The organism is Methylogaea oryzae, from assembly GCF_019669985.1.
Taxonomy (GTDB): Bacteria; Pseudomonadota; Gammaproteobacteria; order Methylococcales; family Methylococcaceae; genus Methylogaea; species Methylogaea oryzae.
In genome coordinates, this window is record NZ_AP019782.1 from 1906225 (window position 1) to 1927585 (window position 21361).

A 21361-nucleotide genomic window follows, 5' to 3' on the forward strand; every position below is an offset into this window, starting at 1 on the left:
CCATATCCAACCACAGCCGTAATTACCGAATTCCCGCAAATCTGGAGATATAGATCAATGGCTAAAATCATCGGAATCGACTTGGGCACCACGAACTCGTGCGTCGCCATCCTGGAAGGCGGCGCGCCGCGCGTCATCGACAATTCGGAAGGCGCGCGCACCACGCCGTCGATTATCGCCTTCGGCAGCGACGGCGAAGTGCTGGTGGGCCAATCCGCCAAGCGTCAAGCCATCACCAACCCGAAAAACACCTTCTTCGCGGTGAAGCGCCTGATCGGCCGCCGCTTCAAGGACGACGTGGTGCAGAAGGACATCAACATGGTGCCCTACAAAATCGTCGGCGCCGATAACGGCGACGCCTGGCTGGAAGCCAACGGCAAAAAAATGGCGCCGCCGGAAATCTCCGCCCGCGTCTTGATGAAGCTGAAGAAAGACGCCGAAGCCTATCTGGGCGAGGAAGTGACCGAGGCGGTCATCACCGTGCCGGCATATTTCAACGACTCCCAGCGCCAGGCCACCAAAGACGCCGGCCGCATCGCCGGCCTGGAAGTGAAGCGCATCATCAACGAACCCACCGCCGCGGCCCTGGCCTACGGCATGGACAAAAAGCGCGGCGACCAGAAAATCGCCGTGTACGACCTGGGCGGCGGTACTTTCGATATTTCCATCATCGAAATCGCCGAAGTGGACGGCGAGCACCAGTTCGAAGTGCTCTCCACCAACGGCGACACTTTCCTGGGCGGCGAAGACTTCGACCTGCGCATCATCGATTTCCTGGCCGACGAGTTCAAGAAAGAGAACGGCATCGACCTGCACAACGATCCTTTGGCCCTGCAGCGTCTGAAGGAAGCGGCGGAAAAGGCCAAGATCGAACTGTCCTCCAGCCAGCAGACCGACATCAACCTGCCGTACGTCACTGCCGACGCCACCGGTCCGAAGCACCTCAACCTGAAGCTGACCCGCGCCAAGCTGGAAGCCCTGGTGGAAGACCTGATCGACCGCACCAAGGGGCCGTGCCTGACCGCGCTGAAAGATGCCGGCGTGTCGCCTTCGGACATCGACGAAGTGATCCTGGTGGGCGGCCAGACCCGCATGCCGAAGGTGCAGGACTTCGCCAAGGAAATTTTCGGCAAAGAGCCGCGTAAAGACGTGAACCCGGACGAAGCCGTCGCCGTGGGCGCCGCCATCCAGGCCGGCGTGTTGGGCGGCCAGGTGAAGGACGTGCTGCTGCTGGACGTGACGCCGCTGTCGCTGGGCATCGAAACCCTGGGCGGCGTGATGACCAAGCTGATCGAAAAGAACACCACCATCCCCACCAAAGCCGCGCAGACTTTCTCCACGGCGGAGGACAACCAGGTGGCGGTGACCATCCACGTGCTGCAGGGCGAGCGCGAAATGGCGCGGGACAATAAGTCCCTGGGCCGTTTCGATCTGGCGGACATCCCGCCGGCGCCGCGCGGCGTGCCGCAGATCGAGGTGGCGTTCGACATCGACGCCAACGGCATCCTGCACGTGTCCGCCAAGGACAAGGCCACCGGCAAGCAGCAGACCATTCGCATCACCGCCTCCAGCGGCCTGTCCGACGACGAAGTGCAGCGCATGATCAAGGAAGCGGAGGCCCACGCCGACGAGGACAAGAAGCTGCACGAGCTGGTGCAGGCGCGCAACCACGCCGACGCCATGATCCACGCCACCAACAAGTCGCTGCACGAATTGGGCGACAAGGTGGACGCGGACGAAAAAGGCCGCATCGAAGCCGCCGTCAACGAGCTGAAAGAGGCGATGAAAGGCGACGACAAGGCCGCCATCGACAGCAAAACCGAGGCGCTCACGGAATTGTCCGGCAAGCTGGCCGAACGGCTCTATGCTCAAGCGGGCGGTGCGCCGGGCGCCGAAGGCGCGGCGGGCGGCCACCAGGCCGGCGGCGAGGGGCAGGCGGATAGCGGCGCCAAAGCCGAAGACGTGATGGACGCGGAATTCGAGGAAGTGAAGGACGACAAGAAGTAATTCGTCGGCCCGGTTGCACGCGTTATCCTCCGCCTCGGCGGGGGGCGGCATTCGGGCCCACGGAACCGGCGCCGGCGGGGCGCGTGCCTGACACCGCAGAAGCTAAAAGCCGCCGGCAAGCCACCGGCGGCTTTGGCGTGTTATTCGCCCGGCGATTTTCCCGGGCCACGGATCGAGACGAGCATGGCAAAAGAAGACTATTACGAAACTTTGGGCGTGCCGCGCAACGCTAGCGAGAGCGACATCAAAAAAGCGTTCCGCCGGCTGGCCATGAAATACCATCCGGACCGCAATACGGATAATCCCCAGGCTGAGGAACAGTTCAAGAAGGTCAAGGAAGCCTACGATATTTTGTCGGACGAGAAGAAGCGCTCGGCCTACGACCAGTTCGGCCACGCCGGCGTGGATCCGTCCATGGGCGGCGGCTTCGGCGGTGGAGCGGACAGCTTCACCGACATTTTCAGCGACGTGTTCGGGGACATCTTCGGCGGCAGCCGGCGCGGCGGCGGGCGCAGCCGGGTGCAGCGCGGTTCCGACTTGCGCTACAACCTGGAGTTGAACCTGGAAGAGGCCGTCGCCGGCGCGGAAGTCAAAATCCGGGTGCCGACCCTGGTTACCTGCGAGGAGTGCAGCGGCAGCGGTGCGCGTAAAGGCACCTCCGTCGCCACCTGCACCACCTGCCACGGCCACGGCGCCGTGCGTATCCAGCAGGGGTTTTTCGCGGTGCAGCAAACCTGCCCGGCTTGCCACGGCAGCGGCCAGCAAATTCGCGACCCATGCCGCGCCTGCCACGGACAAGGACGCGTGCAGGAAAACAAGACCTTGTCGGTCAAAGTGCCGCCCGGCGTGGATACCGGCGATCGGATACGTTTGTCCGGCGAAGGGGAGGCGGGCGAGGCGGGCGGGCCGCCGGGGGATTTGTACGTGCAGATCCAGGTGCGCGAGCACGCTATTTTCACCCGCGACGGCGCCAACCTCTACTGCGAAGTGCCCATCAGCTTCCCCAGCGCCTGCTTGGGCGGGGATTTAGAGGTGCCGACGCTGAGCGGCAAGGTAATGCTGAAGATTCCGCCGGAAACCCAGACCGGCAAGCTGTTCCGCTTGCGCGGCAAGGGCGTCAAGCCGGTGCGCGGCGGCCAAATCGGCGATTTGCTGTGCCGCGTGCGCGTGGAGGTTCCGGTTTCTCTGACCAAGGAGCAGATCGACCTCATCAAGCAGCTGGACGAGTCGCTCAGCGGCGGCGGCAGCCGCCACAGCCCGCAGGCCCATGGCTGGTTCGACGGAGTGAAAAAGTTCTTCGACGGGATGAAGTTCAGCTGAGGGAAAGCGGGTTTCGGCAAAGGGAGGGGGCGGCCGCTAAGGCCTCCCCCCGGCGCCGCAAGGCAACGGACGTAAAAAAGGCCGCATCAAGCGGCCTTTTTTGCGCGAGTCCGGGTAGAACCGGCGACGATCAGCCTTCCTTGTGCACCTTCAGGACTACGCCCGGCTGCAAGCCGTTCTTGCCCAGACGCGCCACATTCCATTTGCGCAGCTCGTCCACGCTTACGTTGAAGCGCCTGGCGATAGTTTGCATGGTGTCGCCGCCGCGTACCGTGTAAAGCACGGATTGCTGCTCGCCCGTCTTCTTCGGCGCGGCCACGCCGGCTTGGGTCGGGGCTTTGGCGCTCTTGGCGCCCCTCGGTTGCGTAACGGCGTCGATGGAGTCCTTGCCCGACGCCGCCTTGGTCCAGACGACCAGCGGTTTGCCGGGCTCGAGCTTATCGGACTTCAGGTTATTCCAATGCCTGACCATATCCACGCTCACATTGAAGTGGCGCGCCACGGATTGCGGCGTGTCGCCCTTATGCGGCGTGTAGCTGGTGACCTGCTCGCCGGCGGACTTGGACGGGGCCAAAGCGATTTCCTGGCGGAATTCCTGCATGTTCTCCCGATGTATGACCTTCTCGGAAGTGGGGATCAGCAATTGCGTGCCGCTTTGCAGCTTGGCGGAAGACAGGTGGTTGGCCCGCTTGATCGCCGGAGCGCTGGTTCCGTACCGTTGCGCGATCTGGGCCAGGGTTTCGCCGTGGCGGACGCGGTGGAGCGAGCCCGGCGCCGGTGCGGAGGAAGTCGCGCTTCCTTCGTCGGATTCCGATTCGCTGGCGGACGACGACGGCGCGGCCGGCGCGTTCCAGTCCAGCTTGGAGAGCTGTTCCTTGAAGGTATCGCTTTTTTCCACCGGGATCAGCAGGGTTTGCTCGTCGGGTCCGGTAGAACCGTGGTGGAAGCCGGGGTTGAAGGTCTGCAGCTCGTCCACGGAAATATCGGCCATGGTGGCGGCCTTTTGCAGATTCAGGCCGGGCCCCACGGCCACGGGTTCCAATGTCGCCTTGTTGGGGATGTGGCGCAAAGTGAGGTCGTAGTCCGCGGCGTTGGCGAACAGCCGAGCCACCGCCAACAGGCGCGGCACGTATGTTTTGGTTTCCTGCGGCAGGCTGCTCAAGGACCAGAAGTCGGTGGGCTTGTTCTGCTCCTGGTTGCGCTTGATGGCGCGCGACACGGTGCCTTCGCCGGCATTGTACGCGGCCAGGGCCAGCAGCCAATCGCCGCCGAAACCGTCGCGCAGCCGCTTCAGGTAACGGATGGCGGCTTGGGTCGATTCATACACGTCGCGGCGGCCGTCGTACCAACGGTTTTGCTTGAGGCCGTACATGCGGCCCGTGGACGGGATGAACTGCCACAAGCCGGCGGCGTCCTTGGGGGAATAGGCGTCGGGACGGAAAGCGCTTTCGATGACCGGCAGCAAGGCGATTTCGCCCGGAATATCCTGCCTATCCATTTGCTCGACGATGGCGTGCAGGTAAATGCCGGCGCGTTCCTGCACCCGTGCGACATAATCGGGATGGTTGACGAACCACGCCACTTCGCGGTCGATGGCTTCGTGCTCGAAGGTGGGCAGGGCGTACATGTCGAAGACGCGCTGCCAGAGGGAATCTTGGGCGTTGCCGCCGCCTTGCTTTTGGGGCAGGTTTTGCAGCGACTGGAAGGCGGAATTGGAAAAACCGTTGGCCTTACTGGATTTGGCACTGTTTTGGGCGCATCCGTGCAAACCGAGCAGGATGGCGGAAGTGCACAGCAGAGGTAGTTTGTACTTCGGCTGTTTCATAAGTTGGCTTCCTGGATTGCGAGTCCGGGGTCCTATTCTAGTATCATTGCGCTTTGTGACACAAATCTAAATCCCCATGGTGCGTACTCCGAACAGTCTCGATGCACGTACCCAATTGGCCGATTGGTATGCCTCATCCCTAACGGGACAAGCGTTGCAGGCGTTGGAAGCGGCTTATTTGCGGGACGTTTTGCGCCTGTGTTACGGGCAGCATTTTCTGCAAATCGGGCCCCTGGGGTGGGAAGACGCTTTTTGGGAGCCGGATTGCTTCCGCCGGGCGTGGGTCGTGGGCGGCCCCGCCGTGGCTCCTCGCGACCACCACCGCATCGTCGCCATGGCGGACGAGTTGCCGGTGGCAAGCAACAGCGTCGACATCGTGCTGATGCCGCATACGCTGGAATTCGAAAAAGACCATCACCAGGTGCTGCGGGAGGCGGAGCGCGTGTTGAAGCCCGAAGGCCAGTTGCATTTCCTCGGCTTCAATCCCTACAGCCTCTACGGCGTCTGGCGTTGCTGGTCCTTGCAGCAACGGCGCGTCGCTCCCGGCTGCGGGCGGTTCGTCGCCAGCGGCAGGGTGCTGGATTGGCTGAGCTTGCTCAAGTTCCAGGCGGAGGTCACGACGACGTTTTCCGTGGCGGCCGGCGGCTTCCACCTGCCCTTGGGGCCCTTGTTCGCCACCGCCTACGCCATTCGCGCCATCAAACGCACCTACCGGACCATACCCGTCGGACGCCCGGCCTTATTGCGGCCGAATTTCGTTCCGCAAGGCATGGTCGGCCCAACCACACGCGGCAAATTGGATGGATAAGACAAAATTCGTGAACATTTACGCCGACGGCGCTTGCCGCGGCAACCCCGGCCCTGGTGGCTGGGGCGTGTTGTTGCAATACGGCGAGGCGGAAAAGCGCCTCTACGGCGGCGAAGCCGAGACCACCAACAACCGAATGGAGCTGATGGCGGCCATCCAAGGACTGGAAACCTTGACGCGGCCTTGCGCCGTCACGGTCAGCCTGGATTCCCAATACGTGCTGAAAGGCATTACCGAATGGCTGCCCAATTGGATACGGCGCAACTGGCGCACCGCGGACAATAAGCCGGTGAAAAACCAGGATCTCTGGCAGCGGCTGGCGGCGGTCCAGCAGCGCCACCAAATCCGTTGGGAGTGGATCAAAGGCCATTCCGGCCATCCCGGCAACGAATTGGCCGACCAGCTGGCCAACCAGGGCGTGGACGAGTTGCTGGCGCGGCGAAAGGCGGGGAAGGGCTGACCCATGCGGCAAGTGGTACTGGATACGGAAACCACCGGTTTGAGCCCGGAGGAAGGGCACCGGATCATCGAAATTGGCTGCGTCGAATTGCTCAACCGGCGTTTGACGCAACGGCGCTTCCACGTCTATTTGAACCCGGACCGCGCCGTGGATGCCGGAGCGCAGGAAGTGCACGGCCTCAGCGACGAATTCCTGGCCGACAAGCCGCGTTTCCGCGATATCGTCCAGGAGTTCATCGCCTTCGTCGACGGCGCGGAACTCATCATCCACAACGCCCCCTTCGACGTGGGCTTCCTCAACCACGAGCTGCGCTTGCTCGGCGACGAACCTGCCTCGCTGGCCGATCATTGCTCGGTGTTGGACACCCTGGCGCTAGCCCGTAAGAAGCATCCCGGCCAGCGCAACAGCCTGGACGCGCTGTGCAAGCGCTACGGCATCGACAACAGCCGTCGCGAGCTGCACGGCGCGTTGCTCGACGCGGAAATCCTGGCCGACGTGTATTTGGCCATGACCGGCGGCCAGATGGCCTTGTTGGAGGAGCCGGAGGCCGGAGCCGCCGAGACTGCTGCGGAGTCCATGTCCACCCAGCGCCGCCACACGGCGCGCCCGCCGTTGCGGGTGCTGCGCTGCACGCCGGAAGAGCTGGCGGCGCACGAGGAGCGTTTGGCGGCCTTGCAAAAAAGTAGCGGCGGCAATTGTTTGTGGAGCGAACCGACTGCCTGAACGGGTAAGACGCGCTAATATCTCCTAAACGCCAGCCCACCGGACGCCAAGGAGATATGCATGATCCGCCGTTATTTGCCGCTGCTGTTGGGATTGCTGGCTGTTTTTCCCACCCACGCCCGTCCCCTGTCGCCCGATCAAGTGCCGGAGCCGTTGCGCACCTGGATTCCCTGGGTGTTGCAGGGGCACGAACAAAGCCGCTGCCCCTTTCTTTTCGACGATCATGCCACCGCCTTATGCGCTTGGCCCGGCCCCTTGGATTTGCGTTTGGACGCCCACGGCGGCGCGTTCCGCCTGAATTGGCAAGTTTACGCGGCCGGCCCGGTGCCGTTGCCCGGGGAAAGCCGGTATTGGCCGTTGTCGTTGCAGGTGGACGGCAAACCGGCCGCGGTGCTGGAACGGGACGGCATGCCCGTGGTGGAGCTGGCGCCCGGCGGCCATGTGATAACCGGACAGTTCGCCTGGGAAGCGCTGCCGGACAGCTTGCCGGTGCCCGGCGAGTTGGCCTTGCTGTCCTTGCAGGTTGAAAAACAGACCGTTGCCGAAGTGCAGCGCGACGCGGACGGCCGCGTCTGGCTGCGCGACGACGGCGGCGAGCAAGCAGCCGAAATCGACGAGCCCTTGCGCCTGCAGGTGTTCCGCCAATGGGACGACGCCACGCCGCAGCTGCTCTCCACCCGTTTGCTGCTGGACGTGTCCGGCCAAGCGCGCGAATTGTTGCTGTCCAATCCTTTGCCCCAAGGGCTGTTGCCCCTGGCCGTGACCGGCGAGTTGCCGGCGCGGCTGGAGCCGGACGGCGCCTTGCGCTTGCAGCTGCGGCCGGGACATTGGCAGGTGGACTTGACCGCGCGTTCCACTACCGCCCTGGACGGCGTAAACCGCCCGCCAGCCGCCGCGCCCTGGCCGCAGGACGAGGTTTGGTCCTTCCTCGCCCGCACCGACCAGCGTCTGGTGGAGGTGAGCGGGGCGGCCCCGCTGGACCCGTCGCAAGCCAACGTGCCCGACGATTGGCGCGCGTTGCCGGCTTACCGCGTCGAAAACGGCGGCGGCCTGAAGTTCCGCACCGTGCGGCGCGGCGATCCCGAGCCGGAGCCCGACGCTCTCAGTCTGCAGCGGCAATTGTGGCTGGACTTCGACGGCGGCGGCTATACCGCCAGCGATTCCGTCAGCGGCAGCCTGAGCCGCGCCTGGCGGTTGGAAGCCGGCGACGATTTCCAGCTGGGACGGGCCAGCGTCAACGGCCAGCCCCATTTGATCACGCTGCTGGCCGGCGGCCGGCGGCCCGGCGTGGAAGTGCGCCACGGCAATTTGAACCTGTCCGCCGACGGCCGCGTAACCGGCGATATCCGCCGTCTATCCGCCACCGGCTGGGCGCAGGACTTCCAGCGGGCCAGCGTCGATTTGCACCTGCCGCCGGGGTGGCGCTTGCTGGCCGCCGCCGGCGTCGACAATGTGCCGGATACCTGGCTGGACAGTTGGACCTTGCGCGATTTGTTCCTGGTGCTGATCCTGGCGCTGGTGGTGGGCCGTCTGTGGGGCAAACCCTGGGGGATGGCGGCGCTGGCGGCCTTGGCGTTGTTGTGGCAAGAGCCGGCGGCGCCGCAGTACGTCTGGCTGCACCTGCTGGCCGCCATCGCCCTGCTGCGGGTGTTGCCCGACGGCGTCATCCGGCGGGCGGCGCGTTTTTACCGCAATCTGAGCTGGCTGGCGCTGGCCGTCGTCGCCTTGCCGTTCATGGCGGAACAACTGCGCCAGGGCATTTATCCGCAGTTGGAGCGGCCCTGGCAAGCGCCGGTGGCGGCGCCCACTTCCGCGCCGATGGCGCCGGCGCCCGCCGAGCAGGCGTTGGAGGAGGGCATGGCCGGCGGTGCCGCGGACCTGGCCGTGTCCCGCTCGATGGCGTTTTCCGCGCCGAAAAAGGCCGAACGCAAGCCTTTGGCTTATTCCGCCGAGCCCCCCGGCTTCGATCCCAAGGCCCGCGTGCAAACCGGACCCGGCCTGCCCGATTGGCACTGGCGCACCGCGCATTTGGCTTGGAACGGCCCGGTGGCGCAGGGGCAAACCCTGCGTCTCTATCTGCTGCCGCCCGCCGGCACGTTGCTGTGCAACTGGCTGCGTGTGGCGCTGCTGCTGTTGCTGGCGGCTCGCCTGGCCGATTTGCCCATGAAATGGCGGCCGGGCATGCCGCCCATCCTTCGGTCCACGGTGCCATGGCTGTTGCCGTTGCTGCTGGCCTTGGCGCCTCCCGCCGGGGCGGGGCTGCCGGACGATGCGCGTCTGGAACAACTGAGCCAGCGGCTGTTGGAGGCGCCGGAGTGCCTGCCGCGTTGCGCCGACTTGGCCGTGCTGCGCTTGGAGGCCGGCCGGGAACGCTTGGCCTTGCTGTTGGAATGGCACGCCGCCGCCACCGTGGCCGTGCCTTTGCCGGCGGTGGCGGACGAGTGGCTGCCGGAAACCGTCAAAGTGGACGGCAATCCCGCTCAGGGCGTGCTGAAAAGGGAAGACGGCGGCCTGTGGCTGAGCCTGCCCGCCGGGGTCCACGCGGTGGAACTGGAAGGGCGTGCGCCCGCCGCCGATAGCGTGCGCCTGCCCCTCATCGCGCGGCCTCATCGCGCCGTGGTCCGCGCCCAGGGATGGCAAGTGGAAGGCGTGCGCGCCGACGGCCAGGTGGACAGCCAATTGCGCTTGCTGCGCCAGGACACCGAGGTCCAGTCCAGCCTGCGCCCGGCGCCGTTACCGCCTTTCGTGCGGCTGGAACGCACCCTGGAATTGGGACTGGACTGGCGCGTGCACAACCGGCTGTCGCGCCTGTCGCCCCTGGGCGCGCCGATCGGCCTGGACATCCCCTTGCTGGCGGGGGAATCGGTCACCACGGCGGGCGTGGCGGTGGCGCAAGGCAAGGCGTCCGTCAGCCTGCTGCCGCAGCAAAGCCAGCTGGAGTGGGAGTCCGTGTTGGAGCAGCGTCCCGAGCTGTCCTTGACGGCGTCGTCCGGCACCGCCTGGCACGAAGTGTGGGAACTGCGCGCCAGTCCGGTATGGCACGTCGAATGGCAAGGCATCGCGCCCGTTCACCGGCGCGGCGCGGACGGCGTTTGGGCGCCGCAATGGTATCCCTGGCCTGGCGAAAGCGTGGCCTTGCAGATCGCGAGGCCGGAAGGCGTCGCCGGCCCCACCCTCACCATTGACGGCAGCCAATGGCATCTGGTGCCGGGCGCCGATTTTAGCGACTCCAGGCTGCAATTGACCCTGCGTAGCTCCCTGGGCGGTCAGCACAAGCTGAACCTGCCCGAAAACGCCCGTTTGCAGCGAGCGCTCATCGACGGCGTCATCCAGCCGGTGCGCGCCCAGGGCAGGGAAGTGGCGCTGCCGCTGCGGCCCGGCGTGCAACAGGTGACGCTGGAATGGCGGGAAGGCGCCGGCATCGGAAATTTCTACCGCTTCCCGGCGCTGGACCTGGGCAGCGACAGCGTCAACAGCCGCCTGGATCTGCAACTGGGCCTAGACCGCTGGCTGCTGCTGGTGGGCGGGCCGCTGCTGGGGCCGGCGGTGTTGTTCTGGGGCCTGTTGCTGGTGTTGGTTGTGGTCGCCGCCGGTTTGGGGCGCATTCCCTGGACGCCGCTGCGCGCCCGTCATTGGTTGTTGCTGTTGCTGGGCTTCAGCCAATCGTCGGTGTATGCCGGCTTGCTGATGGTCGGTTGGTTGCTGGCCCTGGGGCGGCGCGGCCGCCGGCCGGTAGGCGCCGACCGCTGGTTCAACTGGCGCCAGGTGGCCCTGGGGGTGTTCACCCTGGCGGCCATGATCGTGCTGTTCGACGCGGTCAGCCAAGGCTTGCTGGGGCGGCCCGACATGCAGGTGGCGGGCAACGGCTCCACCGCCCAGTCGTTGCACTGGTATCAGGATCGCAGCGGGCCGTCGCTCAGCCGGCCGTGGGTGATCTCGCTGCCGCTGCCGGCCTATCGCGGCGCCATGCTGGCCTGGGCGCTGTGGCTGGCCTGGGCCCTGCTCGATTGGCTGCGCTGGGGCTGGACTTGCTACGGGAGCGGCGGTTTGTGGCGGGCGAAAAGCAAGGCGGCGGAGGCGGGCGGGGCTGAAAAGCCGTCCCCCAGCGGCACGGCGCAGCCCTCCCAACCCAGCGACAGATAAGGAGGGACGACATGCTCAACAAAACCGCTCTGCACGAACGCCACCGGGCCTTGAACGGCCACATGGTCCCGTTCGCCGGCTGGGACATGCCGTTGCACTACGGCTCGCAAATCGCCGAGCATCATCGCGTGCGGACCGCTGCCGGCGCCTTCGACGTGTCCCATATGACGCTGCTGGACATCCGCGGCGCCGAGGCCAAAGCGTTGTTGCGCAGGCTGCTGAGCAACGATGTGGACCGGCTCAAACAGTCCGGGCAGGCGTTGTACGGCTGTTTGCTGAACGAGCGGGGAGGCGTCGTCGACGACGTGATCGTGTATCTGTTGGACGACGCGTGGCTGCGCATGGTGTCCAACGCGGCCACCCGCGATCACGTCACGGCCTGGCTGGCGCAACACAGCCACGGTCGCCAAGTGAGCATCGCGCCGCGCGCCGACTTGGCCATCGTCGCCGTGCAGGGTCCGCAAAGCCCGCAGCTGATGCGGCGCTTGCTGCCGCAATCCGGCGACTTCAACGCGCAGGCCGCCGATTTGGCCGGCTTCCGCAGCCTGCGCCAGGGCGAATGGCAGGTGGCGCGCACCGGCTATACCGGGGAAGTCGGTTACGAAGTGCTGTTGCCGCTGGAGGCCGCCGGTCCGTTCTGGGACGCGCTGATGGAGGCGGGTGTGCAGCCCTGCGGCCTGGCTGCGCGCGACACCTTGCGCTTGGAAGCCGGCATGCGCCTGTACGGCGTGGACATGGACGAGACCGTGACGCCGCTGCAATGCGGCCTGGAATCGGCCGTCGCCTGGCAACCGGAAGACCGGGATTTCATCGGCCGGGCGGCCTTGCAGCGGCAGAAAGCCGCGGGCGGCTTGCCGCGCTTCGCCGGCTTGGTGCTGGCGGAAAAAGGCGTGCTACGCAACGGCCTCAAGGTGAAGTGCGATGGCGGCGAGGGCGTCATCACCAGCGGCGGCTATTCGCCCACCTTGCAAAAGGGCATAGCCCTGGCGCGCCTGCCGGCCCAATGCCAAGGGTTTTGCCAAGTGGAACTGCGCGGCCGCTGGCTGACGGCGCATATCGTGCCGCCCAGCTTCGTGCGCCACGGCAAGGCGCGGGTTCCCTCAACATGAAAAACCTCGCACCCTTGAGACACGCACTCTCCGGTTCCCTCTCCCCCAGGGAGAGGGCTAGGGTGAGGGAGTTAAATGGCCATGGCCTGTTGTCCCCCTCCCCCCAACCCTCTCCCGAAAGGAGAGGGGGCCGGAGCGCCATGATCGTAAGGAGATAGCCACCATGCCGTTCATCCCCCACACCGAGGAAGATGTCGCCCAGATGCTGGCGACGCTGGGCGTGCCCGGCATCGAGGCTTTGTTCGACGAAATCCCGGCGGAACTGCGCTGCGGCGATTTGCCGGGCATTCCGGCCGGCCTCAACGAAATGCAGGTCGCCCGCTTGCTAGCCGAGCGCGCGGCCCAGGATAAAACGAGCCAGTGTTTCGCCGGCGCCGGCGCTTACGAGCACCATATCCCGGCGGCGGTGTGGCAGATAGCCACCCGCGGCGAGTTTTACAGCGCCTACACCCCCTATCAGGCCGAGGCCAGCCAGGGCACGCTGCAAGTGCTGTACGAATACCAGACCATGATGGCCAACCTGATGGCGATGGAGGTGTCCAACGCCTCCCTCTACGACGGCGCCTCGGCGCTGGCGGAAGCGGTGTTGATGGCGGTGCGCGCCAATCCCAAGTCCGCCTCCAAGCGCGTGCTGATGCCGCGCACGGTGCACCCGGCGTACCGCCGCGTGGTGCGCAACATCGTGCGCAACCAGGGCATCGAACTGCCGGAGCTGCCCTACGATCCGGCTACCGGCGCCACGTCGCTGGAAGCGCTGGCGGCTTACCGGGGCGGAGACGTCGCCGCCCTGGTGATTCCGCAGCCGAATTTCTTCGGCGTGCTGGAAGACGTGGACGCCCTGACCGACTGGGCCGCCGCCAACGGCGCGCTGGCAATCGCCGTCGTCAATCCCACCGCCATGGCGCTGCTCAAGCCGCCGGGCGAATGGGGCGGGCGAGGCGCCGATATCGCCTGCGGCGAAGGCCAGCCCTTGGGCATACCGCTGTGTTCCGGCGGGCCGTATTTCGGCTTCCTGTGCTGCCGTATGGAACACGTGCGGCAAATGCCGGGGCGCATCGTCGGCGCCACGACGGATAGTGAAGGCCGGCGCGGCTTCGTCCTCACCCTGCAGGCCCGCGAGCAGCATATCCGCCGCTCCAAGGCGACCTCCAACATTTGCACCAACCAGGGCCTGATGGTCACCGCCGCCGCCATTTACCTGTCGCTGCTCGGCGCGGCAGGCTTGTCGGACGTGGCCGCCGCCTGCCACGGCAACACGTTGGCCTTGCTGGAAGGCTTGACGGCCTTGCCCGGCGTGGAGCGAAGATTCGGCGCGCCGCTGTTCCACGAGGCGGTGGTGACGCTGCCGGTGGATGCGGCGGAACTGCTGAAATTACTGGCGCGGGACGGCATCGTCGGCGGTGTCGCCCTGGGCGGGGACTACCCGGAGCTGGGCAGCCGGGCGCTGTTGGTATGCGCCACGGAAACCAAGACCCGGGGCGATATGGACGCTTACGTCGATGCGGTGGCGACATTGTTGCGCGGCTGAGGGGACAAGACCATGAGCGAACTGATTTTCGAGATATCCAGACGCGGCCGCTGCGCGCGGGCGCAAAAGCCGGCCGCCGTGTCCGGCCGGAGCGAAATTCCCCAACACCTGCGCCGCAAGGCCGAGCCTGTGCTGCCGGAAGTATCCGAGCTGGATGCGGTACGCCATTACACCGGCTTGTCGCAGAAGAATTTCGCCATCGACACCCATTTTTACCCGCTGGGTTCCTGCACCATGAAATACAACCCGCGCGCCGCCAACGCGCTGGCCATGCTGCCTCCGTTCCTAGCCGGCCACCCCCTGGCCGACGCTACCTTAAGCCAAGGGCTGCTGGCCTGTTTGCACGATTTGCAGGAAATGCTCAAAGCGGTGACCGGCATGAGCGCCGTGTGCCTCGCGCCGGCCGCCGGGGCTCAGGGCGAATTCGCCGGCGTCGCCATGATCCGCGCCTATCACGAGGCGCGCGGCGACAGCGTCCGCATGGAAATGCTGGTGCCGGACGCCGCCCACGGCACCAATCCGGCCTCCGCCGCCATGTGCGGCTATAGGGTGCGGGAAATTCCCACCCTGGCCGACGGCGATCTGGACCTGGAAGCGCTGAAACTCGCCGTGGGGCCGCAAACCGCCGGCATCATGCTGACCAACCCCTCCACCCTGGGCGTGTTCGAGCGCCATATACTAGCCATCGCCGCCATCGTCCACGACGCCGGCGGCCTGCTGTATTACGACGGCGCCAACCTCAACGCCATTTTGGGCAAGGCGCGTCCGGGCGACATGGGCTTCGACGTGATCCATCTCAATCTGCACAAAACCTTCTCCACGCCCCACGGCGGCGGCGGCCCGGGCGCGGGGCCGGTGGGCGTCGGCGATAGGCTGCTGCCTTATTTGCCCGTGCCGCTGGTGGCGAAAGAGGGCGACGCCTACCGCTGGCTGACGGAGCGCGACCGGCCCCATAGCATCGGCCGGCTGTCGGCCTTCGCCGGCAACGTAGGCGTGTTGCTGCGCGCCTATGTCTATGCCCGGATGCTGGGCAGGGAAGGTTTGCCGAGGGTGGCGGAATACGCCACGCTGAATGCCAACTACTTGCAGAAAAAGCTGGAACTCGCCGGCTTCCAGCCGGCGTTTCCCCGTCGACGCGCCAGCCACGAATTCATCGTGACCCTGAAGGCGCTGGAAAAGGCGATCGGCGTGCGGGCTTGGGATTTCGCCAAGCGCTTGTTGGACTACGGCTTCCATGCGCCCACCAGTTATTTCCCGCAACTGGTGCCGGAATGCCTGCTGATCGAACCGACGGAAACGGAAAGCAAGGACACGTTGGATGCCTTTATCGACGCCATGGCGAAAATTCGCCGGGAAGCCGAAAGCGATCCGCGTTTGCTGCACGATGCGCCGCACGAGCTGTCGGCCAAGCGGCTCGACGAAGTCAAGGCCGCGCGGGAACCCAACTTGCGCTGGCGGCCGTAGCCGCTTACCGCCGCGCTTGCATCCAGGTCCGGCATGGGCGTATAAGGCGAATACGGCTAGGCGGATCTCGCCGGCGGTAGTTATCCGCTCCGGCGGGGAGACACGGTATGGAGGCCTGTCCAATGGCGTCAGCATTTTTCTGCGGGCGGGGATCGCCCCGCTTACGGTTGGGCGCTGTGTGTGTCCCCGCCGCATTGCGCCCCATCGCCAGGGTTGTCGGTAGCCTTGGGGGAAGTTTTCTTTCGGGCGAAATGCCTTTCTTCCGGGGCGCGAAGCCGGCGGACGACGCGGGCGCAAACGCCCGGGCCGTTGCTCGGCTGAAGCGCCTACCCGTCCTGTGGCAGTGGGGCTGCGCGCTTGGGCTTTCCGTCGTTTTGGCGGGCGCCGCTTGCGCGACGGTGCCGGGCGAGCCCTGGCACAAGCGCGCCTATCTCGAGCAATCGCTCGCCGAGGCGGCGTTCCAAGGCATGGCGCCGACCCATCCCGTCGTCGGATTACTTTACGGCGCCTACAAAGTCGCCGAGTTCGGCCTGTCGGTCAGCGACACCCGCGTCGATGCCGCCAACCGCGACGTGGAGCGGGATTTGCTCATGGTCAGCGCCGATGCGGCGCGTTTCAGCGCATGGATTGACGCGGGCCGCCCGCCGTCCCAGGCCGCCGAGGCCCAAGCGCTCGCCGAAAGCCTCAAGCAGCGCGCCGACGGGATGCAAGGCGGCACCGGACGTTTTGTCCGTCGCGCGTTGCTCGATCGCAGCACGCTCTACGTCGCTACGCGCAATCTCGCCACTCGCCAGTTGTTCCAGGCCTTGGGCGGAGGCATCGCCAAGCTGCTGGGGGTGCGCGAGGCGACGCCGGTGTTGCGGACGTCGATGAAGGGCGTCAGCGGCCGTTTCATGCAGGCGCAGTGGAAAGTGGTGCGCGATATCGCCCGACGCTCGGACGTCATTGCCGAAAAGATGGCCAAGAAAATCATCGGCAAGATACTCAGCAAGCTGTTCGATGAAGTGGCCGGCAAACAGATGGACGCCGCCGTCCAGGATTTCCTCTCCCGCCATCCGTCGCGGACCGTGACGCGCGACAGCAACGACCTGATTCGCCTGCGCGCCGTGGAGGCCCCGCAGCTTTATATGCCGGTTGCCGCCGCGGTATTCGTGCCCGCGCCGGCGGCTGTCGCGGCGCCGCCGCCAACACCGCCGGCGATCCAACGATCCCCGGATCCGGTCATCGATTACGCCACAGTGCAAAACCAGATGGTCTTCCAGAACGAAGGCGGGCAGGCTGAAACTTCGACTTCCTCGACGGTACAGGAATCCAGCGGGGACGATTGGCAGTCGTTCGACGACCGCAGTTCGCACATTCCCGACGTTCGCTTGCCGAGCAGCTCGGTCAATTTCGACGGTTCGAGGTTCCACTGATGACAGGCCTACGCATGGCGGGCTTGATCGCCGCGGGACTGGCGCTTGCGGCGGGGTATGCGCTGCTGCAGCCGCCGGAGGAAACAGCGGCCGCGGCGGCGTCCGACATCCAGGTGATGGAAGGGTTGCAGGTGACGTATCTAGCGACGCCCGCGTTGTTGGACGAACTGGGTTTGCACCCGCGCCGCGAATTCGGCGTCGCGGACAACGGCAATGTCGTTTTGAACACCGAGGAGGGCGTGTTCGAACTCGCCGTCCACGACGGGGCGCTCGAGTCCTCTACGCTATACGGCGAACCGCTCGACGCCATGGCGCTGGACAGCGGCGCCGTCACGCTCGGCATTCGCGGCCGTTTCTTCGGCCAGCTTGGCCCGGAGGGGTTCGACAAGGCGCTGCCGCTGCCGGAAGGCGAGCTTTACCTCGCGGCGTCGAGCCGGCCCGGCTGGGTCTATTTGGTCCGCAACGAGCCCGGCGGCGGCCGCCTGTACGGCATCTGGGATAACGGTACCTTGTCCACGCTGGCCGAACTGCCTTCCCGCATACAGGCGGTCACCGACGACGAGCGCCGGACCTACGTCGCCGGCGACGACGGCCTGTTGGCCATCGACGAGGAAACGGTGCAGGTCATCAGCAAGGCAACGGCGGATTTCCCTCCGGCCGATGCGCTGGCGGCGCGCGGCGGGAAGCTCTTCGCCACCGTCAACGACCGGGTTTACGTGGTGGCGGACGGCGTGATGCTGGCCATCGCGCGCGGTATTGCCCCCCAGCTGGCCTTGCATGGCGACCGCTTGTACTGCTGGGACCCTGAGCGGCGCCTGTTGTTGCACATCGATATAGCGCCGTTGTACGCCGATTAGGAGGATGCAGCCATGACGGGATGGAAACTTTGGCTTACTCTCGCGGCCGTCGCCGCCACCGCCTTCGCGGCGGGCGTGTTCGTCATGGGCGGGGGCGAGGTCACGATCGCCGATGCGGTGGAGGACGGCAGCGCGCAGGTTTCCATCAGCGGCGTCGACGTTCAGGAGATGAGTTTCTCGGTCAGTGCGACAAGCGATACCCGGGTGGTCATCCCTGCCGGCACCCTGCTCGCGAGCGGCGCGGAGGGTACGCAGAACATGATGACCGCGCGGACGATCCTCGTGCCGTTGCATGGGACGCCGGAGGCGCCGGACATCCAAACCGTCCGCGTTCCCGTGTACTGCATCAATCGCTATTTGGCGGCGCCGACATCCGCGTCGGCCTTTTCGCTGGGAAGCGTCACCGAAGAGACGGAGCCGGTGCAGCGTCTAGCCCGATGCTTGGAAAACCTCGATGCCGACCATCGCCAGAAGCAGTACGCCATATGGTCGGTTTCCGACAAGTTCATGAACATGAGCGGGGACGCGTTCGTCGAAAATGCTCGGCCGATCGTACGCAGCGAACTGCAGTCGCTGGGGCCGGAAGGGCTGGCCGACAAGGTTCAGCGCGAGATGCCCGATATTCAGCCGGAATACGTCGCGGCCATACGCGCCATGTCGTCGACCGATCTTGATGAAATGTTCGAGGCCATGTGGCCGATGCTGGCTGATTCCAAGCGCAAGGAATTCGACGTGATGCGGGAGGCCGCGCGGCCGTTGCTCGAACGGTGCGGTTACGACATCGGTACGTTGCCGATGTTTGCCGCTGCGCCCTGAATGACCGGCCGCACGGAAGCCTTGTGTTTATCCAAGAGCGCCTTGGGGCTCCTGCTTGGCCATGAGCGCTTCCGTGTCGGCGCGGCGGGGAATGGCGGGGCGGGCGCCCAGGGCGGCGCAGGCCAGGGCGGCGGTGGCGCTGGCATAGCGCAGCGTGTAGTCCCAGTCGCGTCCTTCGGCCACGCATAACGCATACGCGCCGTGGAAGGCGTCGCCGGCGCCGGTGGTATCGACCTCGGCCACTGGATAGGCCCCGAGACTGCCGCGCCCGTCGCCGCGCCTGGCCCACAGCAAGCCTCGTTCGCCGAGGGTGATGACGACCACCGGCGCCCGTTGCAGCAGCGCTTCGAGCGCCTGCTCCGGAGCGGCGATGCCGGTGGCTTGCAGGGCGAATTTTTCCGAACACACCAGATGATCGACCAAACCCTGCAGGGTTTCCGTGCCGGGGTGCAGCGAGCCGGCATCCAGTACCGTGGGAATTCCCAGTCCTTTGGCCCATAGGCATAGGGCAGGGGAGATGTGGGGTTCGTGGCCGTCGAACAGGATGGCCTGGGGGCGGCAATGGGAGAAGTCGATGCTGTCCACCGGCAAGGGGCGGGTTTCGCCCTTGTAGTTGACCAGGGCGCGGCGGCCGTCCGGTTTTACCAGGATGGCGGACAGCGGCGTCGGGTGGTCGCCCCGCACGACCCAATCGGTGTGGACGCCGGCCTCGGTCAGCTCCGCCAGGTGGCGCTGGCCGAATAGATCGTTGCCAAGGTAGCCGGCGAATGCGGCAACGCCGCCGGCCCGATTGACGGTCACGGCGGCGTTGGCGGCCGGCCCGCCGCCGCAGCCGAGGAAGCCGTCGGCGACGCTTTTCTCGTCCGCCGCCGGATGGTGCGGCACTTGAAAAATCAGGTCGTAGGAGGCGTGGCCGACGCAGAGCACGTCGAGTACGGCGTGGGACATGGAAACCGCTTAGTTGTCCCGTTCCAGGCCGATAAAGTCCCAGAAAGTTTCCACGGCGGTGCGTTCGCGCACTTCGGTGGGCTGCGGCGGGCCGTTGGGGTAATTGTGCGCGTAAATTTGCGCGGCCGCATCGGCCAATTCGTTCAAATTCAGCTGGCGGTAGGCCTCTTCCTGGATTTTCAACGCTTCGGGCACGGCCGGCGTACGTTGGTAATCGCGCAGGATGGTTTCGCAACGCTTGGCCGCCGCCACATAGGCGCCGCGCCGCAGGTAGTATTCCGCGACATGGGCTTCGTACATGGCGATGTTGTTACGCAATGCCGTCATGCGCTGGCGGGCGTCGGCGGCGTACATGCTGTGGGGAAACTTGGTGAGCAGCTCGTTGAACTGCTGGTGCGCTTCCTTGGCCGGCGCGGGGTCGCGCTGGCTGGTGTCGGTGGGGAGGAAGCGGTCTAGGAAACTGATGCCGCGGTTGTAGTTGACCAGCGCCCGCAGGTAATAGGCGTAATCGACGTGGGGATTGCGCGGGCTGAGGGAGATGAATCGGTCGGCTGCGGCGATGGCGGAGTCCGGCTCGTCGTTTTTGTAATACGCGTAGGCCATGTCCAACTGCGCCTGGCTGGAATATTTACCGAAGGGGTAACGGGCTTCCAGCTTTTCGTAAATGGTGACGGCTTTTTGGTACGAACCATCCATCAGCGCATGCTTCGCCTCGGTGTACAGCTTGTCCGCGCTCCAGCCCGCGTACTCGTCGGTTTCCTTTTTTTCACCGAAAAGGTTCGAGAGGGTCGAGCAGCCGGGCAGGACGGCGCACAGCAGAAGCAGTAGAATGGCTGTTTTTGTGTTCAGTCGCATGGGGTCGTATCCGGCGGCGCGGCGCCAAGGCAGCGCCGCCGAGTATACCTTAGATTGACGATTTAGCGACAAACCCGTGATCGAATCCTCTTTATACACGGCCGACATTCCCGACGAATTGGGCGGCCTGCGGTTGGACCAGGCCCTGGCCGAACTGTTTCCCGAATTTTCCCGCAGCCGCCTGCAGGACTGGATCAAGTCCGGTTGCGTCCAAGTGAACGGCAAGGCTTTGCGCGCCAAAGACAAGGTGATGGGCGGCGAGGCGGTGGAGCTGCGCGCGGAATTGCAGGATAGCGGCGACGATCAGCCTCAGGATATTCCTTTGGATGTGGTCTATGAGGACGCCAGCCTCATCATCGTCAACAAGCCGGCCGGTTTGGTGGTCCATCCGGCCGCGGGCAACTGGGACGGCACTTTGGTCAATGCCTTGCTGCACTATGCGCCGGAACTGGCGGCCGTGCCCCGCGCCGGTATCGTGCACCGTTTGGACAAGGACACCAGCGGCCTGCTGATGGTGGCGCGCACCCTGCAGGCGCATAAAGTGCTGGTTGAACAGCTCCAGGCGAGGGACATCGAGCGGGAGTATCTGGCCGTGGTGCAAGGCACTATGACCGCCGGCGGCACGGTGGACGCGCCGCTGGGTCGTCATCCGGTGGACCGCAAGCGCCACGCCGTGCGCGAGGACGGCAAGCCGGCCGTGACGCACTACCGGGTGCTGGAGCGCTATCCCCACCATACCCTGGTGCGGCTCAAGCTGGAAACCGGCCGCACCCACCAGATTCGTGTGCACATGGCCCACATCCATTACTCTCTGGTGGGCGATCCGGTGTACGGCCGCTTGCGCCTGCCCGCCGGAGCCGGTCCGGACTTGACGGAAACCCTGCGCGGCTTTCGCCGCCAGGCGCTGCATGCCACGCGGCTGGCCCTGGCCCATCCCGAGCACGGCGATCTCTGCGAATGGGAAGCGCCCATGCCGGACGACATGTCGGCGTTGGTCGATGCGTTGCGGCGGGCGCAGGAGGAGGGCGGAGCGTTGTGACGAAGGTGAATTCGGTTTCGCATCCACGTGGTTTTCATTGGGTA

15 protein-coding genes and 1 pseudogene are annotated in these 21361 nt (G+C 65.6%); 13 read left to right on the top strand and 3 right to left on the bottom strand.

Annotation, left to right across the window (positions count from 1 at the left end):
* The first annotated feature begins 57 nt into the window (after nucleotides 1-57).
* Entirely contained in the window at nucleotides 58-2007 is a 1950-nt protein-coding gene (gene dnaK, locus K5607_RS08660; RefSeq protein WP_221048816.1) for a molecular chaperone DnaK, read from the top strand.
* A 183-nt stretch (nucleotides 2008-2190) separates the two neighbouring features.
* Complete coding sequence (dnaJ, locus tag K5607_RS08665) at nucleotides 2191-3327, top strand: molecular chaperone DnaJ (protein ID WP_054773916.1); 1137 nt, start codon at nucleotides 2191-2193, stop codon at nucleotides 3325-3327.
* A 130-nt stretch (nucleotides 3328-3457) separates the two neighbouring features.
* On the opposite strand, the gene K5607_RS08670 is transcribed toward dnaJ, so the two are convergent.
* Nucleotides 3458-5152, bottom strand: a complete 1695-nt coding sequence (locus K5607_RS08670; protein ID WP_221048817.1) for a lytic transglycosylase — start codon at nucleotides 5150-5152, stop codon at nucleotides 3458-3460.
* A gap of 76 nt (nucleotides 5153-5228) precedes the next feature.
* On the opposite strand from K5607_RS08670, the gene K5607_RS08675 reads away from it, so the two are divergent.
* The 10 genes and pseudogenes from K5607_RS08675 to K5607_RS08720 all read left to right on the top strand — a co-directional run bounded on the left by K5607_RS08675 (nucleotide 5229) and on the right by K5607_RS08720 (nucleotide 18475).
* Nucleotides 5229-5960: a class I SAM-dependent methyltransferase gene (locus K5607_RS08675; RefSeq protein ID WP_082411591.1), complete on the top strand. Its 732-nt coding sequence runs from the start codon at nucleotides 5229-5231 to the stop codon at nucleotides 5958-5960.
* Nucleotides 5953-6420, top strand: coding sequence for a ribonuclease HI (gene rnhA, locus K5607_RS08680; protein WP_054773912.1), 468 nt, complete (start codon nucleotides 5953-5955; stop codon nucleotides 6418-6420). The genes K5607_RS08675 and rnhA overlap by 8 nt, the downstream gene beginning before the upstream one ends.
* A gap of 3 nt (nucleotides 6421-6423) precedes the next feature.
* Nucleotides 6424-7143, top strand: a complete 720-nt coding sequence (gene dnaQ / locus K5607_RS08685; RefSeq protein WP_221048818.1) for a DNA polymerase III subunit epsilon — start codon at nucleotides 6424-6426, stop codon at nucleotides 7141-7143.
* A 60-nt stretch (nucleotides 7144-7203) separates the two neighbouring features.
* Nucleotides 7204-11286: a hypothetical protein gene (locus K5607_RS08690; RefSeq protein ID WP_221048819.1), complete on the top strand. Its 4083-nt coding sequence runs from the start codon at nucleotides 7204-7206 to the stop codon at nucleotides 11284-11286.
* 11 nt (nucleotides 11287-11297) lie between these two features.
* Nucleotides 11298-12395: a glycine cleavage system aminomethyltransferase GcvT gene (gene gcvT / locus K5607_RS08695; protein ID WP_054774395.1), complete on the top strand. Its 1098-nt coding sequence runs from the start codon at nucleotides 11298-11300 to the stop codon at nucleotides 12393-12395.
* 163 nt (nucleotides 12396-12558) lie between these two features.
* Nucleotides 12559-13923, top strand: a complete 1365-nt coding sequence (gene gcvPA, locus K5607_RS08700) for an aminomethyl-transferring glycine dehydrogenase subunit GcvPA (protein ID WP_221048820.1) — start codon at nucleotides 12559-12561, stop codon at nucleotides 13921-13923.
* 12 nt (nucleotides 13924-13935) lie between these two features.
* Nucleotides 13936-15403: pseudogene (gene gcvPB, locus K5607_RS08705) on the top strand (aminomethyl-transferring glycine dehydrogenase subunit GcvPB); the annotation flags it as partial.
* Between the two features lie 358 nt (nucleotides 15404-15761).
* Entirely contained in the window at nucleotides 15762-16802 is a 1041-nt protein-coding gene (locus K5607_RS08710; RefSeq protein WP_054774381.1) for a hypothetical protein, read from the top strand.
* Entirely contained in the window at nucleotides 16802-17659 is an 858-nt protein-coding gene (locus K5607_RS08715) for a hypothetical protein (protein WP_156302800.1), read from the top strand. Before K5607_RS08710 ends, K5607_RS08715 begins: the two co-directional genes overlap by 1 nt.
* Nucleotides 17660-17671: 12 nt before the next feature.
* On the top strand, nucleotides 17672-18475 hold the full coding sequence (locus K5607_RS08720) for a hypothetical protein (protein WP_221048822.1): 804 nt from the start codon (nucleotides 17672-17674) through the stop codon (nucleotides 18473-18475).
* Nucleotides 18476-18502: 27 nt separating this feature from the next.
* On the opposite strand, the gene K5607_RS08725 is transcribed toward K5607_RS08720, so the two are convergent.
* Nucleotides 18503-19423, bottom strand: coding sequence for a carbohydrate kinase family protein (locus K5607_RS08725; protein ID WP_221048823.1), 921 nt, complete (start codon nucleotides 19421-19423; stop codon nucleotides 18503-18505).
* Between the two features lie 9 nt (nucleotides 19424-19432).
* Complete coding sequence (locus K5607_RS08730; protein ID WP_054772732.1) at nucleotides 19433-20278, bottom strand: outer membrane protein assembly factor BamD; 846 nt, start codon at nucleotides 20276-20278, stop codon at nucleotides 19433-19435.
* Between the two features lie 76 nt (nucleotides 20279-20354).
* On the opposite strand from K5607_RS08730, the gene rluD reads away from it, so the two are divergent.
* Nucleotides 20355-21317, top strand: a complete 963-nt coding sequence (gene rluD / locus K5607_RS08735) for a 23S rRNA pseudouridine(1911/1915/1917) synthase RluD (RefSeq protein WP_246598995.1) — start codon at nucleotides 20355-20357, stop codon at nucleotides 21315-21317.
* The last annotated feature ends 44 nt before the right edge of the window (nucleotides 21318-21361 follow it).

Bases quoted from the DNA above. Each gene is read 5' to 3' on its own strand.
- rnhA (WP_054773912.1), top strand. From the start codon at position 5,953: ATGGATAAGACAAAATTCGTGAACATTTACGCCGACGGCGCTTGCCGC.
- dnaQ (WP_221048818.1), top strand. From the start codon at position 6,424: ATGCGGCAAGTGGTACTGGATACGGAAACCACCGGTTTGAGCCCGGAG.
- K5607_RS08670 (WP_221048817.1), bottom strand. From the start codon at position 5,152: ATGAAACAGCCGAAGTACAAACTACCTCTGCTGTGCACTTCCGCCATC.
- K5607_RS08730 (WP_054772732.1), bottom strand. From the start codon at position 20,278: ATGCGACTGAACACAAAAACAGCCATTCTACTGCTTCTGCTGTGCGCC.
- gcvT (WP_054774395.1), top strand. From the start codon at position 11,298: ATGCTCAACAAAACCGCTCTGCACGAACGCCACCGGGCCTTGAACGGC.
- K5607_RS08720 (WP_221048822.1), top strand. From the start codon at position 17,672: ATGACGGGATGGAAACTTTGGCTTACTCTCGCGGCCGTCGCCGCCACC.
- gcvPA (WP_221048820.1), top strand. From the start codon at position 12,559: ATGCCGTTCATCCCCCACACCGAGGAAGATGTCGCCCAGATGCTGGCG.
- K5607_RS08715 (WP_156302800.1), top strand. From the start codon at position 16,802: ATGACAGGCCTACGCATGGCGGGCTTGATCGCCGCGGGACTGGCGCTT.
- dnaJ (WP_054773916.1), top strand. From the start codon at position 2,191: ATGGCAAAAGAAGACTATTACGAAACTTTGGGCGTGCCGCGCAACGCT.
- K5607_RS08675 (WP_082411591.1), top strand. From the start codon at position 5,229: ATGGTGCGTACTCCGAACAGTCTCGATGCACGTACCCAATTGGCCGAT.
- K5607_RS08690 (WP_221048819.1), top strand. From the start codon at position 7,204: ATGATCCGCCGTTATTTGCCGCTGCTGTTGGGATTGCTGGCTGTTTTT.
- K5607_RS08725 (WP_221048823.1), bottom strand. From the start codon at position 19,423: ATGTCCCACGCCGTACTCGACGTGCTCTGCGTCGGCCACGCCTCCTAC.
- dnaK (WP_221048816.1), top strand. From the start codon at position 58: ATGGCTAAAATCATCGGAATCGACTTGGGCACCACGAACTCGTGCGTC.